This window comes from Streptomyces sp. R28, assembly GCF_041052385.1.
GTDB lineage: Bacteria > Actinomycetota > Actinomycetes > Streptomycetales > Streptomycetaceae > Streptomyces.
The window spans coordinates 9,997,357-10,011,144 of the sequence record NZ_CP163439.1 but is presented as its reverse complement, the minus strand read 5'-3'; the positions used below and the strand labels follow the sequence as shown (position 1 = coordinate 10,011,144).

The 13,788-nt window shown below is 69.5% G+C and carries 13 protein-coding genes and 1 pseudogene; 10 read left to right on the top strand and 4 right to left on the bottom strand.

Annotation, left to right across the window (positions count from 1 at the left end):
• Positions 1-159: 159 nt before the first annotated feature.
• Positions 160-1,518, bottom strand: a complete 1,359-nt coding sequence (gene ccrA, locus AB5J49_RS44090; RefSeq protein ID WP_369174490.1) for a crotonyl-CoA carboxylase/reductase — start codon at positions 1,516-1,518, stop codon at positions 160-162.
• Between the two features lie 178 nt (positions 1,519-1,696).
• Here ccrA and AB5J49_RS44085 point away from each other — a divergent pair, with 178 nt between their 5' ends.
• Together AB5J49_RS44085 and AB5J49_RS44080 are read left to right on the top strand one after the other, a co-directional pair.
• Positions 1,697-3,424: an ABC transporter ATP-binding protein gene (locus AB5J49_RS44085; protein ID WP_369174489.1), complete on the top strand. Its 1,728-nt coding sequence runs from the start codon at positions 1,697-1,699 to the stop codon at positions 3,422-3,424.
• Positions 3,421-5,316, top strand: a complete 1,896-nt coding sequence (locus tag AB5J49_RS44080; RefSeq protein WP_369174488.1) for an ABC transporter ATP-binding protein — start codon at positions 3,421-3,423, stop codon at positions 5,314-5,316. The genes AB5J49_RS44085 and AB5J49_RS44080 overlap by 4 nt, the downstream gene beginning before the upstream one ends.
• A gap of 76 nt (positions 5,317-5,392) precedes the next feature.
• Here the strand turns inward: AB5J49_RS44080 and AB5J49_RS44075 are convergent, their stop codons facing one another.
• Both AB5J49_RS44075 and AB5J49_RS44070 read right to left on the bottom strand, forming a co-directional pair.
• Complete coding sequence (locus AB5J49_RS44075) at positions 5,393-6,424, bottom strand: GDP-mannose 4,6-dehydratase (protein ID WP_369174487.1); 1,032 nt, start codon at positions 6,422-6,424, stop codon at positions 5,393-5,395.
• Positions 6,425-6,435: 11 nt separating this feature from the next.
• A complete protein-coding gene (locus tag AB5J49_RS44070) occupies positions 6,436-7,245 on the bottom strand; it encodes a thioesterase II family protein (RefSeq protein ID WP_369174486.1) in 810 nt (269 codons plus the stop codon).
• A gap of 943 nt (positions 7,246-8,188) precedes the next feature.
• On the opposite strand from AB5J49_RS44070, the gene AB5J49_RS44065 reads away from it, so the two are divergent.
• The 5 genes and pseudogenes from AB5J49_RS44065 to AB5J49_RS44045 all read left to right on the top strand — a co-directional run.
• Positions 8,189-8,725, top strand: coding sequence for a ParB N-terminal domain-containing protein (locus AB5J49_RS44065; RefSeq protein WP_369175453.1), 537 nt, complete (start codon positions 8,189-8,191; stop codon positions 8,723-8,725).
• Complete coding sequence (locus AB5J49_RS44060) at positions 8,649-9,041, top strand: hypothetical protein (RefSeq protein ID WP_369174485.1); 393 nt, start codon at positions 8,649-8,651, stop codon at positions 9,039-9,041. The genes AB5J49_RS44065 and AB5J49_RS44060 overlap by 77 nt, the downstream gene beginning before the upstream one ends.
• Positions 9,038-9,352 (top strand): hypothetical protein, encoded by a 315-nt coding sequence (locus AB5J49_RS44055; RefSeq protein ID WP_369174484.1) that lies wholly within the window; start codon positions 9,038-9,040, stop codon positions 9,350-9,352. Before AB5J49_RS44060 ends, AB5J49_RS44055 begins: the two co-directional genes overlap by 4 nt.
• A 6-nt stretch (positions 9,353-9,358) precedes the next feature.
• Positions 9,359-9,538, top strand: coding sequence for a hypothetical protein (locus tag AB5J49_RS44050; RefSeq protein WP_369174483.1), 180 nt, complete (start codon positions 9,359-9,361; stop codon positions 9,536-9,538).
• Between the two features lie 295 nt (positions 9,539-9,833).
• Positions 9,834-11,015: pseudogene (locus AB5J49_RS44045) on the top strand (IS110 family transposase); the annotation flags it as partial.
• Between the two features lie 3 nt (positions 11,016-11,018).
• Here the strand turns inward: AB5J49_RS44045 and AB5J49_RS44040 are convergent.
• On the bottom strand, positions 11,019-11,513 hold the full coding sequence (locus AB5J49_RS44040; protein WP_369175452.1) for a hypothetical protein: 495 nt from the start codon (positions 11,511-11,513) through the stop codon (positions 11,019-11,021).
• A 233-nt stretch (positions 11,514-11,746) separates the two neighbouring features.
• Between AB5J49_RS44040 and AB5J49_RS44035 the strand changes: the two genes are divergently transcribed.
• From AB5J49_RS44035 to AB5J49_RS44025, 3 genes are all read left to right on the top strand, one after another.
• Positions 11,747-12,169 carry a hypothetical protein gene (locus tag AB5J49_RS44035; RefSeq protein ID WP_369174482.1) on the top strand — a complete coding sequence of 141 codons (423 nt, stop codon included), beginning with the start codon at positions 11,747-11,749 and terminating at the stop codon, positions 12,167-12,169.
• Positions 12,170-12,288: 119 nt separating this feature from the next.
• Positions 12,289-13,077, top strand: coding sequence for a hypothetical protein (locus tag AB5J49_RS44030; protein ID WP_369174481.1), 789 nt, complete (start codon positions 12,289-12,291; stop codon positions 13,075-13,077).
• A 23-nt stretch (positions 13,078-13,100) separates the two neighbouring features.
• On the top strand, positions 13,101-13,637 hold the full coding sequence (locus AB5J49_RS44025) for a hypothetical protein (protein ID WP_369174480.1): 537 nt from the start codon (positions 13,101-13,103) through the stop codon (positions 13,635-13,637).
• Positions 13,638-13,788: the final 151 nt, after the last annotated feature.

Below are 13,788 nucleotides of genomic sequence, written 5' to 3'. Positions count from 1 at the left end.
CTCGCAACCCATCTCGACAGGCGACAGCGACGTGCTGGAAAGTCTTGTGCGGCGCGGGGTGGCATCCCCCTAGAAAGCGGGGGTGGCAGACCCCTGGAAAGCGGGGGTGGCATCCCCCTGGAAACGGGGGTGGCCCCCCCGATACGAGGTGACGGGCGGTCACCCAGTGACGGGCTGCTCCCGCAGCGGGGCCCCGTCCTCGGCGATCCGGAACCGGTTGATGGCGTCCAGGTGGCGGTCGCGCAGCGCGTGGTCGCGCACGCCGAGCCCCTCCGAGGGCGCCAGGCACAGCACGCCGACCTTGCCCTGGTGCGCGTTGCGGTGCACGTCGTGGGCGGCCTGCCCGGTCTCCTCCAGCGGGTACACCGTGGACAGCGTCGGGTGGATCCGCCCCTGGGCGACCAGCCGGTTCGCCTCCCATGCCTCGCGGTAGGTGGCGAAGTGGGTGCCGATGACGCGCTTGAGGTGCATCCACAGATAGCGGTTGTCGTACTGGTGGAGAAAGCCGCTGGTCGAGGCGCAGGTGACGATGGTGCCGCCGCGTCTGGCGACGTACACGCTGGCGCCGAAGGTCTCCCGGCCGGGGTGCTCGAACACGATGTCCGGGTCCTGGCCGCCGGTCAGTTCGCGGATCCGCGCGCCGAACCGCTTCCACTCCCTGGGGTCCTGGGTGTGCTCGTCGCTCCAGAACCGGTAGCCCTCGGCTGACCGGTCGATGATCAGCTCGGCGCCCGCCCGGCGCACGACCTCCGCCTTCTGCGGGGATGAGACCACGCACACGGGCGTCGCGCCGCCGTTGAGGGCGAGCTGGGTGGCGTAGGAGCCGAGTCCGCCGGAGGCGCCCCAGATCAGGACCGTGTCGCCCTGCTTCATGTTCGCCCCGTTGGCGGAGACGAGCTGCCGGTACGCGGTGGAGTTGACCAGCCCCGGCGCCGCGGCCTCCTCCCAGGTGAGGTGCTCAGGCTTGGGCATCAGCTGGTTTGCCTTGACCAGGGCGAGTTCGGCGAGGCCGCCGTAGTTGGTCTCGAAGCCCCAGATGCGCTGCTGCGGGTCGAGCATGGTGTCGCCGTGGCCGTCCGGGTGCTCCAGTTCGACGTCCAGGCAGTGCGCCACGACGCGGTCGCCGGGCTGCCATGCGGTGACGCCCGTGCCGACGCGGAGCACGACGCCGGCGAGGTCGGAGCCGAGCACATGGTGGGGCAGGTCGTGCTTGCCGCCGAGCCGCTTGAGGAAGGTGAAGGTGGGCAGCGGCTCGAAGATCGAGGACCACACCGTGTTGTAGTTGACGGACGACGCCATCACCGCGATCAGCGCCTCGCCCGGCCCGACCTCGGGGGTGCGCACCTCTTCCAGGCGCAGCGACCGGCGCGGGTCCTTCTCCCTGGTCGGCAGCCCCTCGAACATGCCGACGTCCTCGCGGCGGACGACGACCCCCCGGTAGGTGTCGGGCACCGGCAGGGCTTCAAAATCCCGGGGCCCCGCGTCCTCCGACTCGATGGCACTCAGGATCTCGCTCATCCGGGCACTCCTCACAACGGCCTCAAGGTCTGGCACCACCGTAGGAGCGGGAACACTAGGGATTCTGCGAGTCCTTGGGCCGCGGAAGTGCCGCGGAAGTCTAGTGATCCCCCACGCTCCCCGTGCGGTCTGCTGGTCGGGCAAACCGTGTCGACCTGGACCTCAAGGGGAGTGCCGTGTGCTGATCGGATTCCTGAAAACCCATCTGCGGCCCTACCGCCGAGGGCTTGTGGCCCTGCTGGTGCTGCAACTGATCCAGACCGTGGCCACCCTGCTGCTGCCCACCCTGAACGCCGCCGTCATCGACCACGGCATCCTCACCGGCGACGTGGAGTACATCTTCACCATCGGCGCGGTGATGCTGGCCGTCGCCGTGGTGCAGATCGTCACCGCCACCGGCGCCGTCGTGTTCGCCGCCCGGTGCGCGGCCGGCCTCGGACGCGATCTGCGCCGCCGGGTCTTCCGGGCCGTGCTCGGCCTGTCGGCGCGCGAGGTGGGCGAGATCGGCACGCCCTCGCTCCTCACCCGCACCGTGAACGACGTCCAGCAGGTGCAGACCATCGTCCTGACGACGGCGGACGTGGCGGTGTCGGCGGTCATCATGTGCCTGGGCGGAGTCGTGCTGGCCGTCCTCCAGGACGTCGCGGTGTCCGTGGTCGTCGTCGCGCTCGTGGTGGCCGTGATCGCGAGCCTGACGGTGGTGCTGGGCCGGCTGAGCCCGTTCTACGCGCGCATGCAGAAGTCCATGGACCGCATCAACCACCTGCTGCGCGAGCGGATCAGCGGGGTGCGGGTGATCCGCGCCTTCGTCCGCGACGACCATGAGCGTGCCCGCTTCGACCGCGCGAACGACGAGCTGTTCGAGGTGTCGCTGCGGGTGGGGCGGATCATCGCGGCCATGCCGGTCGTGGTGATGATCGTGATGAACGTCCTGACCGTGGTGATCATCTGGGTCTCCGGGCGGCGGATCGACGCCGGCGACATGCAGCTGGGCGCCCTCACCGCGCTGCTCAGCTACGTCACGCTGATCATCGTCTCGATCATCATGGCGGTGATGGTGTTCACCGAGGGCTCGCGGGCCGCCGTCTCGGCTGGGCGTATCCAGGAGGTGCTGGACGCCCGCACCAGCGTGCCGGCGCCCGAGCGTCCGGTGCGGGAGCTTCCCGCCCCCGGCCACCTCGAACTGCGGGGCGCCGCCTTCGGCTACCCCGGTGCGGAGAAGCCCGTCCTGCGCGACGTCGACCTCGTCGTCCGGTCCGGTCAGAAGGTCGCGATCCTCGGCAGCATCGGCAGCGGCAAGTCGACCCTCCTGAACCTGGTGCTGCGGCTGTACGACGTCACCGCCGGCCACATCCGGGTGCACGGCGTCGACGTACGCGCCATCGACCCGGCGGTGCTGTCGCAGACCGTCGGCCATGTGCCGCAGCAGCCGCACCTGTTCAGCGGCACCGTGGCCTCGAACCTGCGCTTCGGCCGCCCTGACGCCACGGACGCCGAATTGTGGCACGCGCTGGAGGTCGCCCAGGCACGGGAGTTCGTCGAGCGGATCGGGCTGGACGCGCCGGTGGCGCAGGGCGGTTCCAACCTCTCCGGCGGCCAGCGCCAGCGTCTGGCGATCGCCCGGACGCTGGTCCGACGCCCCGGCATCTACCTGCTGGACGACTGCTTCTCCGCCCTCGACCACGGCACCGAGGCCCGGCTGCGGGCCGCGCTGGCGACCGAACTCGCCGACGCGACGGTGCTCCTGGTGACGCAGCGGGTGGGCGCGGCCGAGGACGCCGACCACGTCCTGCTGCTGGACGACGGACACGTGGTCGGCTCCGGCACGCCCGCACAGCTGTCGCGGGACAACCCCACCTATCGGGAGATCGCGCTCTCCCAGCCCGTCCACCAGGAGATCCGATGACCGCCCCGACCCGCGAGGCGCCCCCGGCGGCCGTACCCGCACCCGCCGAGAAACACGAACCCGCCACCACCGGACGGCTCCTGGGCCTGCTGCGACCCTACCGGGCCAAGCTCGTCCCGACGGCCCTGCTCGGCACCGTCTCGATCGTGCTGAACCTGCTGGGCCCCAAACTGCTGGGCCACGCCACCGACCTCATCTTCGCCGGTCTCGTGGGCCGCTCGCTGCCCGCGAACGCGTCGGAGGAGCAGGTGCTGGAGCATCTGCGCGCCGACGGCAAGGACACCCTCGCCAACGTCATCAGCACCGTCGACGTCACCCCAGGCCAGGGCGTGGACCTGCGTGCGCTGGGCGGGGTGCTCGCGGTCATCGTCGCCCTGTACGTGGTGGGTTCGCTGTGCATGCTGGCGCAGGGGCGGCTGGCCGCCGCGGTGGTGCAGCACGCGGTGCACCGGCTGCGCGAGGACGTCGACGCCAAGCTCACCCGCCTGCCGGTGAGCTACTTCGACCGCAATCCGCGCGGAGAGGTGCTCAGCCGGGTCACCAACGAAATCGACAACCTGCAGCGCACCCTGCAGCAGACCATCGGCCAGATGATCAACTCGGTCTTCTCGGTCGTCGGTGTGCTGGCCATCATGCTGGTGATCTCCGTCGAGCTGACGGTGTTCGTCCTGATCAGCGTGCCGGTGGCGCTGGTACTCGCGACGTGGATCGGCAAGCGGGCGTGGCCGCGCGTGCAGCAGCAGTGGAAGAGCACCGGCGAGCTGAGCGCCGAGGTCGAGGAGACCTACAGCGGTCACTCCCTGGTCACCGCCTTCGGCCGCCGGGAACTCGCCGAGCAGCGGTTCGACGAGCACAACGAGGCGCTGTACCAGTCCGGTTACCGCGCCCAGGTGTTCTCGGGTCTCGTCGCGCCCACGACGCGCTTCGTGACCGACCTCAACTACGTGCTGGTGGCGGTCGTGGGCGCGCTGCGCGTCGCCTCGGGCGCGGTGACGATCGGCGACGTGCAGGCGTTCGTCCAGTACTCGGGCATGTTCAGCCGCCCGATCATCGACGTGTCCAACTTCTCCGGCCAGCTCCAGTCCGGCATCGCCTCGGCCCGCCGCGTCTTCGAACTCCTCGACGAGCCCGAGCAGTCGCCCGCCCCGGCCGAACCGAAGCGCCTGACCAGCGTGCGGGGCCGGGTCGAGTTCTCGGACGTGTCGTTCCGCTACGTGCCCGACGAGCCGCTGATCGAGGACCTGTCCCTCACGGCGGAGCCCGGTCAGCTGGTGGCGATCGTCGGCCCCACCGGCGCCGGCAAGACGACCCTGGGCAACCTGCTGCTGCGCTTCTACGACCCCGACTCCGGCCGCATCCTCCTGGACGGCACCGACACCACCACCCTGACCCGCGCGGACCTGCGCTCGCGGATCGGCCTGGTTTCGCAGGACACCTGGCTGTTCCACGGCACCATCGCCGAGAACATCGCGTACGGCCGCCCGGGGGCCACCCGTGCGGAGATCGTGGACGCCGCCCGGGCGATGTGCGTGGACCGGTTCGTGCGTGCCCTGCCGGACGGCTACGACACCGTGCTGGACGACGACCACGGCGGTCTGAGCGCCGGCGAGCGGCAGCTGATCACGCTGGCGCGGGCCTTCCTCGCGCAGCCCTCGATCCTGGTTCTGGACGAGGCCACCTCGTCGGTCGACACCCGCACCGAGGCGCTGATCCAGCAGGCCATGGTGTCCCTGCGGGCGGGCCGCACGAGCTTCGTGATCGCGCACCGGCTGTCCACGATCCGGGGCGCCGACCTGATCGTCGTCATGGACCGCGGGAGGGTGGTGGAGCGCGGCACGCACACCGAACTCCTGGCCCGCGGGGGGTTCTACGCCGAACTCCACTCCGCCTGAGCGGTGGGGCAGCAAGAACGAGCGGGGCGCGCACCGAGTGCGCGCCCCGCTCGGGGTCTGCGGTGGGTCCCGCGGGCTACCAGCCGGCGGCTGCCAGCAGATCGCCGTACTCGTGCTCGGTGGCGACGTGCTTGAGGTCGGCGTCGACCATCATCCGGATCAGCGACGTGAAGTCGACCTCGGGCTTCCAGCCCAGTTCCTGGCGGACGCGGGTGGTGTCCGCGCAGAGGATCTCCACCTCGGCGGGACGCACCAGGGCGGGGTCGATGTACACGTGGTCCTGCCAGTTGAGCCCGACGTGCTCGAAGGCGAGGCTCATGGCCTCGCGCACCGAGTGCATCTCGCCGGTGCCGACGACGTAGTCGTCGGGCGTTTCCTGCTGCAGCATCAGGTGCATGGCCCGCACGTAGTCGCCGGCGAAGCCCCAGTCGCGCAGGGCATCGATGTTGCCGAGGGGGAGTTTCTCCTGGAGGCCCAGCTTGATCCGGGCGACGGCCAGGGAGATCTTGCGGGTCACGAACTCCGCGCCGCGGCGCGGGGATTCGTGGTTGAAGAGGATGCCGCCGACGGCGTACATGCCGAACGACTCGCGGTAGTTGCGGGTGATGAAGTGGCCGTACGCCTTGGCTACGCCGTAGGGGCTGCGCGGGTGGAAGATGGTCGTCTCGCGCTGCGGGGTCTCCGCGGCCTTGCCGAACATCTCCGAGGACGACGCCTGGTAGAAGCGGATCTGCTTGCCGGTGGCGTGCCGCGAGGCGGACAGGCCGGAGACCTGGCGGATCGCCTCCAGCATGCGCAGCACGCCCATGGCGTTGACCTCGGTGACGAGTTCGGCCTGCTGCCACGACATCGGTACGAAGGAGATGGCGCCGAGGTTGTAGACCTCGTCCGGCTGGACGAGGTCCACCGCCGAGACCAGGGACGCCTGGTCCATCAGGTCGCCGTCGACGAAAGACAGTTCGGACATCAGCCGGGACACCCGCGACTTGCGCGGGTTGGCCTGTCCTCTCATCAGTCCCCACACCTGATAGCCCTGCTTGATCAGATGCTCTGCGAGGTACGAGCCATCCTGCCCGGTGATGCCGGTGATGAGTGCACGCCTGGTCATCCGGTTTCCTCTCAGCACGCGGAAGGTCCGCGAGGGGACGGACCCGGAACTGGTGTCAAAGTAGAGCGCCGAGCACTAGGTGATTCGCCGGAAAGCAGGTCCATCACCGCTTTGCTGTGCTCGGCGAGGAAGAAGTGGCCGCCGGGGAACACCCGCAGCTGGAACGGGCCCGTGGTCCGCTCCTGCCAGTCGGCCGCCTCCTGGACGGTCGTCTTGGGGTCGGCGTCCCCGGTGAGCGCCGTGACCGGGCAGGTCAGCGGTGGTCCAGGCCGGTAGCGGTAGGTCTCGGCGGCGCGGTAGTCGCCGCGGATCGCGGGCAGCACCATGCGGACCAGTTCCTCGTCGTCGAAGACGCGCGAGTCCGTGCCGGCCAGCCGGCGCACCTCGGCGATCACGCCCGCGTCGTCGAGCCGGTGCACCTGCTCGTCGTGGGAGTGCTGCGGCGCCCGGCGCCCGGACACGTAGAGGTGGGCCACCTCCGCCGACCCGGCCTGGAGCGCCGTCGCGACCTCGAACGCCACGGAGGCGCCCATGCTGTGCCCGAACAGCACCAGCGGGCGGTCGCGCGGCGGGGCGACCACCTCGGTGATGCGCCGGGCCAGGACGTGTACGTCGTCGATCAGGGGCTCGTTGTGACGGTCCTGGCGGCCCGGGTACTGCACCACCAGCACCTCGGCCCGCGTGGCCAGCCCGGTGGCGAGCGGCCGGTACCAGCTGGCCGCACCGCCGGCGTGCGGAAAGCACACCACACGGGGTGCGGCACCTTGCGGCGCGTCGTGGAAACGGCGCAGCCAGAGATCGGTATCCGATAGGAGGGGCATGGTTCCGGATCCAACCAGCGTCCCAACTGAGAAAAGCCCTAGTCTGCCGACAGCCCCGCGCACCTCCTGTACCTCGTACCGAAAGGTCGTCGCTTTGCCGCCTGTTGGTCCTGACGATCACGGGGCTGAGTGTGCTGACACCTCCTCTGCCGGACGAGATCGTCGCTGATGGTCCAGCCCGGTGTCGCCACTGAGGTTGCGCAGGCGCCGCCCCGTTCCCACCGCCGCCGAGGGGCGGCACCTTATTGCGGGCCTGGGGTGCTCTGACGGCACCAGGCCGTGTGCACTCGGACGCTCCGGCTGTACGGGAAGACAGGACGGCCGCCTGTCCCCGTAGGCCCAGTGGCCGATTGGCCTGCAAGAGGGTCAGTCCGGCTGGTCGGGCAGAGCTATCAAGGGCGTCGGCGACGATCTCGATCGTCACGTGCAGTTCCCAATGGCACGAGCTGGTCGGGCACCACCGGTAACCGCCCGGACGAACAGCGGGCGCTGGTCGACGCCCTGCACGGGGAGCTGGCCGACATGGCGCCGCTTGAGACCGAAGTAGGCCGCCGATCGGCAGGCCGCGCAGGAGCAGTCATGGACGTGTGGCCCGACGCCCAAGCCGTCACGGTCCGAAAGCGGGTACGCGACATGCCAACGCATTCCCGTCTGGTCATCCATCGGTGCATTTGCATGAGCGGTCGGGAATCGCACACCCACACCTCACCTGAACGAGTGGCGTTGACGCTGTGGCTATAGGTCGACTTTCAGGTGATGGTGTCGGTATCTGACCACCCCGGAGCGTTCCGGGGCGGAAGGTGGAATTTTTTGGCATTAGGTGTGCGTGGTGGTTACTTACGGTGACCTTCGACGGCGCCTGCTGGGTGAGTTCCGGGTTCCGTTTGCAATTTTGCAGGACGGTGCGAACGGCTGTTGGCCGGACTACGGTTTCGGTCCGGGCATGGGAAAGGGCTCGAGTCGATTGGTCGGAGACATCATCGAATCACACCCGACCGCCTCGCTCATCCCGCTGCTCGATGAGGACGAGCTGGCGGCCCTCGCCCACGACATTCAGGAAAACGGGCTCCTGCAGCCCATCGTCCTCGACCGGCAAGGACGCATCCTCGACGGGCGCGGCCGGCTCGCCGCATGCGAACGCGCCGGTACCGAACCGGCCTTCGTCACCTTCGAGGGCGACACCCCCGACGTCTATGTCCTGTCCGTCAACCTGCGGCGCCGCAGCCTGACCAAGGGACAGTCCGCGATGATCACCGTCAAAGCCCGTTCCGTTTCGGAACAAGGCGGCCGTTCCGGCTCGGAACAGAGCGCGCGTTCCGTTTCGGAAACAGCTCGGCGTCGCCCTGGCCGTGATGGGGCGCGCGAGCACCGTCCTGCAGCACGCACCCGACCTCGTAGACCCGGTGATCAGCGGCGACATGGGCCTCGACGAGGCGTACGCCGTCGCCCGGCAGAACAAGGCGCAGGCCGACTCAGATGAGGCGCAGCTTGCCCGGCTGCGCGAGGAGGACCCTCAGCTCGCCGACCGCGTTGCCGCGCAGGAGCTGACACTGCAGGGTGCCTGGGCGGAGCGCAAGGCCCGCGTAGAGGAGGACCTGCGCCAGCGCCGGGTCGCCACCCAGCTGGTGTGCGAGGTGCTGCCCTCACTCGCGCAGGTCCGGGGCACCCGCACTTTCGCCCTGTACGACCCCGAACTCGCGCCGCCCGGACGCGCCGTGACCCGCAAGGTGATCGAGCACGCGGCAACGGCGCTGGCCGAGATGGCGGCGGTGTGGAAGGAGCGTGACCTTCCGTGATCCGCGTATCCGACCCGGCCCTGCGCAAGATCGCCCTGGAAGCCGCCCAACAGGTCACCACCGATATCGGACGCATCCACACGGACGACTTGTACGAGGCGATCTGCGAACGGCTCCGCCAGGAAAAGGAACTGTTCGAGGCAACCATCCACAAGGCCGCCGCGGGGATGACCCGTGACCTCGGCGAACGCCACAGCCCGCGCCGCCACCGCAAGACCGGCGGGCTGTACCACCCGGACAGCATCCTCCGGCTCGGCGGCGGCATCTGGGTGTCGATGAAGGACTCCACCCCCACCGACACGGCCCAGTGAGGCCGTGTGTCCTCCCGGAACACCGTCCACATCATCGCGGCTGAGGCAGCCAAGCAGCGGTACGTCGGCGACCGCATGGATGACTTCCGGGAGCACCCATCGTTCGAGCGGCTCGGCCCGCTCGAAGAGGCCGTCTTCCACTACCAGCAGGGCACCCTCGACGACCTCGCGTTCGACGAGCCGTAGACCGGCCCGGCCACCCTCACACGTCCGACGCTCCGCTCCACGCTCCTCCCCCCCGTTACCGTCTTCATCGGCTCCGCAATGGGGCCTCCGGCCTTCGGGTCCGGCATGACTTCCCCCTCCTGTTGTTGATGATCCGGGGGGTGGTGTCACCGGGTCCGAAGGCATCGACGGACCGCTGATGAGGGGCTTGAGCACCGGCTCCAACCCGGGCCGGAAGAACTCTCCGTAACGTGGATGTGGCAGCTCGGTGCCGAGGCAAGGCCGGACGAAAGCGTGATGGAAGGGCCTGCACGTGATCGACACCGGCGACATCGACGTCTTCCTCGGCCTGGACGTCGGCAAGGGCGAACACCACGCCACCGCCGTCACCCCGACCGGAAAGAAGGCGTTCGACAAGCGCCTGCCCAACACCGAACCCAAGCTCCGCGAGCTGTTCGCGAAACTCCAGGCCAAGCACGGAACGGTGCTGGTCGTGGTCGATCAGCCGGCTTCGATCGGGGCCTTGCCGCTGGCGGTCGCGCGGGACATGGGCTGCCCGGTCGCCTACCTGCCGGCAGGGACGATACGGCGGATCGCCGACCTCTACCCGGGTGAGGCGAAGACGGACGCGAGGGACGCGTTCATCATCGCGGACGCGGCCCGCGCGATGCCCCACACGCTGCGGGCGCTCGACGGGGAGGACGAGACAATCGCCGAGCTGGAGATGATCGTCGGCTTCGACGACGACCTGGCCGGCGAAGCCACCAGGGTCACGAACCGGCTGCACGGCCTGCTGACCCAGATCCACCCCTCGCTGGAACGTGTGCTCGGGCCGCGGCTGCAGCATCAGGCTGTCCTGGCCATGTTGGAACGCTTCGGTTCGCCCGCCCAGATCCGCAAGGCGGGCAGGCGCCGGCTGGTCACGCTGTTACGGCCGAAGGCCCCCAGAATGGCCGAGCGCCTGGTCGACGAGATCTTCGCTGCCCTCGACGAGCAGACCGTGACCGCTCCCGGCACCGAGGCGGGCTCGCTGATCGTCCCGAGCCTCGCCGCGTCGCTGACGGCCGTGCTCGACCAGCGGAAACTGCTCGCCGGGCGGATCGAGGAACTACTGGCGGCACACCCTCTTTCCCAGGTCCTGACGTCGATGCCGGGAGTCGGTGTCAGGACCGGAGCACGCATCCTGATCGAGGTCGGCGACGGCAGCACCTTCCCGACCGCCGGCCACCTGGCCGCCTACGCGGGTCTCGCCCCGGCGACCCGGAGCTCGGGCTCATCGATCCGCGGCGAACAGCCTTCCCGGAGAGGGAACAAGCAGCTCAAGCGGGCCTTCTTCCTCTCGGCGTTCGCGGCGCTCGGCGACCCGGCCTCCCCGGCCTACTACGACAAGAAGATCGCCCAGGGCAAGCACCACACCCAGGCCCTGCTCTGCCTCGCCAGACGCCGAGCCGACGTCGTCTTCGCCATGCTCCGCGACGGCACCTTCTACGAACCGCGGCCGTCAGCCCCAGTCACTGACCTGCGGGTCTGCAAGGAGAACGACTCGATCAGCCTCGACGTCGAAGCCGAGCACCGGATGGCCGCACTCGCCCTCCGGGTCCATGAGTACCGGCTTGCCCAACCGCCGCCCGATCTCCCGAAGGAAGCCGCAGAGCACATCAAGTCGGTCCTGGCCCTGCAACTCCCGCAGGTCGACGTCGAAGTCGACTTCGTCGTCAGCGTGGAAGCTGAAGATCGCCAACACATCGGCGGTCGGCCAGACCCGCAGGTCCGGGCACTCGGCATCCGCCGCACGGGACAGCACGGCCTCCGCCCGGGGCACCGGAAGCACCGTCTCTCCCTCGGAGTACTCGCACTTCCAGCCCTTCTCCGCGACAAGGTCGAGGACCGCCTGCCAGTCCTCCACCGAGGCATTCGGGACACGCACGTCCGGCAACGACCCCATCAAGTCCAGGTCGAAGAAGCACTTCACGTCATCCCACAGCAGGTCGCTCACCCCGCCATGCTGCCCGGACCGCCGACCCAACGCACCCCCGTTTCCCTTGACCAAGGACATAGGGGCACCCCCCCGGACCGCGTAGTCGCCGCCGGGCCAGCGGGACGAACCCGAGCCCTCATCACGACAGGACCGTTCTGAACCCCGATTCCGAGCCGTACGACAACCACGGCCGCACCGCCGAACAGATCCGCGCCAGCCACACCCAGTCCGCGACCACGGTGGAGACGACGGTGACGCCCATAGCGCCTCGGCCTCATCGGCACACCACCACGTCCCTGGCAGTCACCATCTCGGCAGTCTGCTGTACCGCTTACACCGCCGACACCAACTGGCGTTTCGCCGACCACTATCTCGGCACGACCAGCGCAGTGGGGCAAATCCTCTTCGTCGTGGCGGGAGCACTCGCGTTGGTGGCCAGCGTCGTGATGGCTCCACTCGCCCGCCGCGAAAGTCAGCTGCTTCCAGGACTGGCGCAGGTCCTGGTCTGGGTGATCACAGGACTGCACGTCTTCACGGCGTACGCGGAGTCAGGTCTGGTGGCCGGCACCGTACGCGCCGTCCTCGGTCCGGTCGTGGCCGCCATGATGTGGCACTACGTCTTCTACCGCGCCCCGGGGGGCCAACCGGCAAAGTCGTCTCCCGCAGGGGAGTGATCGCACGCGGATGCGTCCACTTCAGCCGCCGGATCACCGGACCCCGCAGTGACGCCCGCATGACCATGATCGCCGCCTCCCAACGGGCGAATCACACACCTCCCGTCCTCCAGGAACCCATGCCTCCACCCCGAACCGACCTGAACTCCTTCGCTGCTGCCCTAGCCCTCCGCCTGCCCGGCACCTGGACGAGTGAGTACCACCAGCACACCGCCTACGAGGACCAGTTCCCCTTCGCCGAACGACTGTGGGACGCCGGCCACGTCGATCACATCGTCAGCCAGAACGTCCTCGGCCATCACGCCATCCTGTACGGCCACGACGGAGAGGAGCTCTACGTCACCGACCGGCCCTTGTTCCGGTACCAGTTCGTGGTGGCCGCGTTGGAGCCCGACGGCTTCAAGAACCACCAGATCTCCCCGGTACGTGAGCCGAACGGCATCGCGGTCTCCAACGATCCGGTCCGCGCCGCCGCCGCGGTCACCCGACGCCTGCTACCCCGCTACCGGGCGGCCCTGGACGCAGTCCGCACCAACGCCCTCGTCCAGCCGGAGCCGCCGCACCGACAGCCCGCGCCCGAGGTCGCACAGACCCTCACGCTGGTCTGGTACCCGGACGGAGTGGTGGGAGCACCGTACGACTCGGTTCCCGAAGAGGCGCGCATGACGCTGTTCGGCTGCCGCTTCCAGTACCGCCCGAGTGAGTTCGCCTTCGTGCTGCCGTGCTCCTACAGCCCCAAGGAGCGTGCCCTGCTGGTGCAGCTCGCCGCCCAGCGCCTCACCCTCCAGGGCATCGGGGTCAACTTCCGCCGCGCCGTGCCCCTCCCGACTCCCGCTCCGGGACCCGCAGCTGCGAGCAAGACGCTGCCGGCGGTCTCCTCCTCCCCGAAATCCACGGCCCGGCGGTAGAACCCGGGCCCCGTATCAAGGAGTTGCCGCTGTCCGATCCCGACCAGCGGATGCTGCTGCACGACGTGGCCGACCGGCTCAACACCATCGCCGACCATCTCCCGCTCCCCGACCAGATCCGCCCAGAGCCGGCACTGAGCGAGATCCTGGACGACGAAGTCCGCCACCTGGCCCGCCTGCTGGGCTACCTGGCCGGGGAGAGCGCCTTCCGCCACCGAGCCGCCGCCCGCTACCCGGACCGGGTCACGGCCAGCCACCGCGGCATCACGCTGGCGCTCGCCCGAGCTGCCGCACCCACCGGTCATGCCCCCGCTGCCCTCGGCGCGGCCGTCCACGTCCTCGGTCTTCTCGCCGACCTCACCCGCCAGGCCCCCTGTCCCGCCCGCGCCCGTGCGATCGCCACCGGGCACCAGCACCTCATGGACCGGATCGGCGAGTGCCACGCGGACCTCGCCCGCGCCGCGAAGGGCCTGCGTGCCGCCGCCGATACCCGCACGCCACCGGCCACGACCGCCGGGCCCGCCCCGTCGGCCACCACAACCCCGTCCCGTTCCCGCTGATCCCCTCATCCGCAGCACTCACCATCAGCGCCCGGGACAGCCCGCAAGCGGCCCCGCAGCAGCACCCCGCACGCATGGAAACAGCGTCAGGTTCACCAAGCCTCACGCCCTCGCCACCGACGAATTTACGAGATCTGGTCGGGCGCCGAGC

Excerpts from the sequence above, each read along its gene's own strand:
- ccrA (WP_369174490.1), bottom strand. The coding sequence starts at position 1,518 with ATGAGCGAGATCCTGAGTGCCATCGAGTCGGAGGACGCGGGGCCCCGG.
- AB5J49_RS44080 (WP_369174488.1), top strand. The coding sequence starts at position 3,421 with ATGACCGCCCCGACCCGCGAGGCGCCCCCGGCGGCCGTACCCGCACCC.
- AB5J49_RS44075 (WP_369174487.1), bottom strand. The coding sequence starts at position 6,424 with ATGACCAGGCGTGCACTCATCACCGGCATCACCGGGCAGGATGGCTCG.
- AB5J49_RS44070 (WP_369174486.1), bottom strand. The coding sequence starts at position 7,245 with ATGCCCCTCCTATCGGATACCGATCTCTGGCTGCGCCGTTTCCACGAC.
- AB5J49_RS44065 (WP_369175453.1), top strand. The coding sequence starts at position 8,189 with ATGGGAAAGGGCTCGAGTCGATTGGTCGGAGACATCATCGAATCACAC.
- AB5J49_RS44030 (WP_369174481.1), top strand. The coding sequence starts at position 12,289 with ATGCCTCCACCCCGAACCGACCTGAACTCCTTCGCTGCTGCCCTAGCC.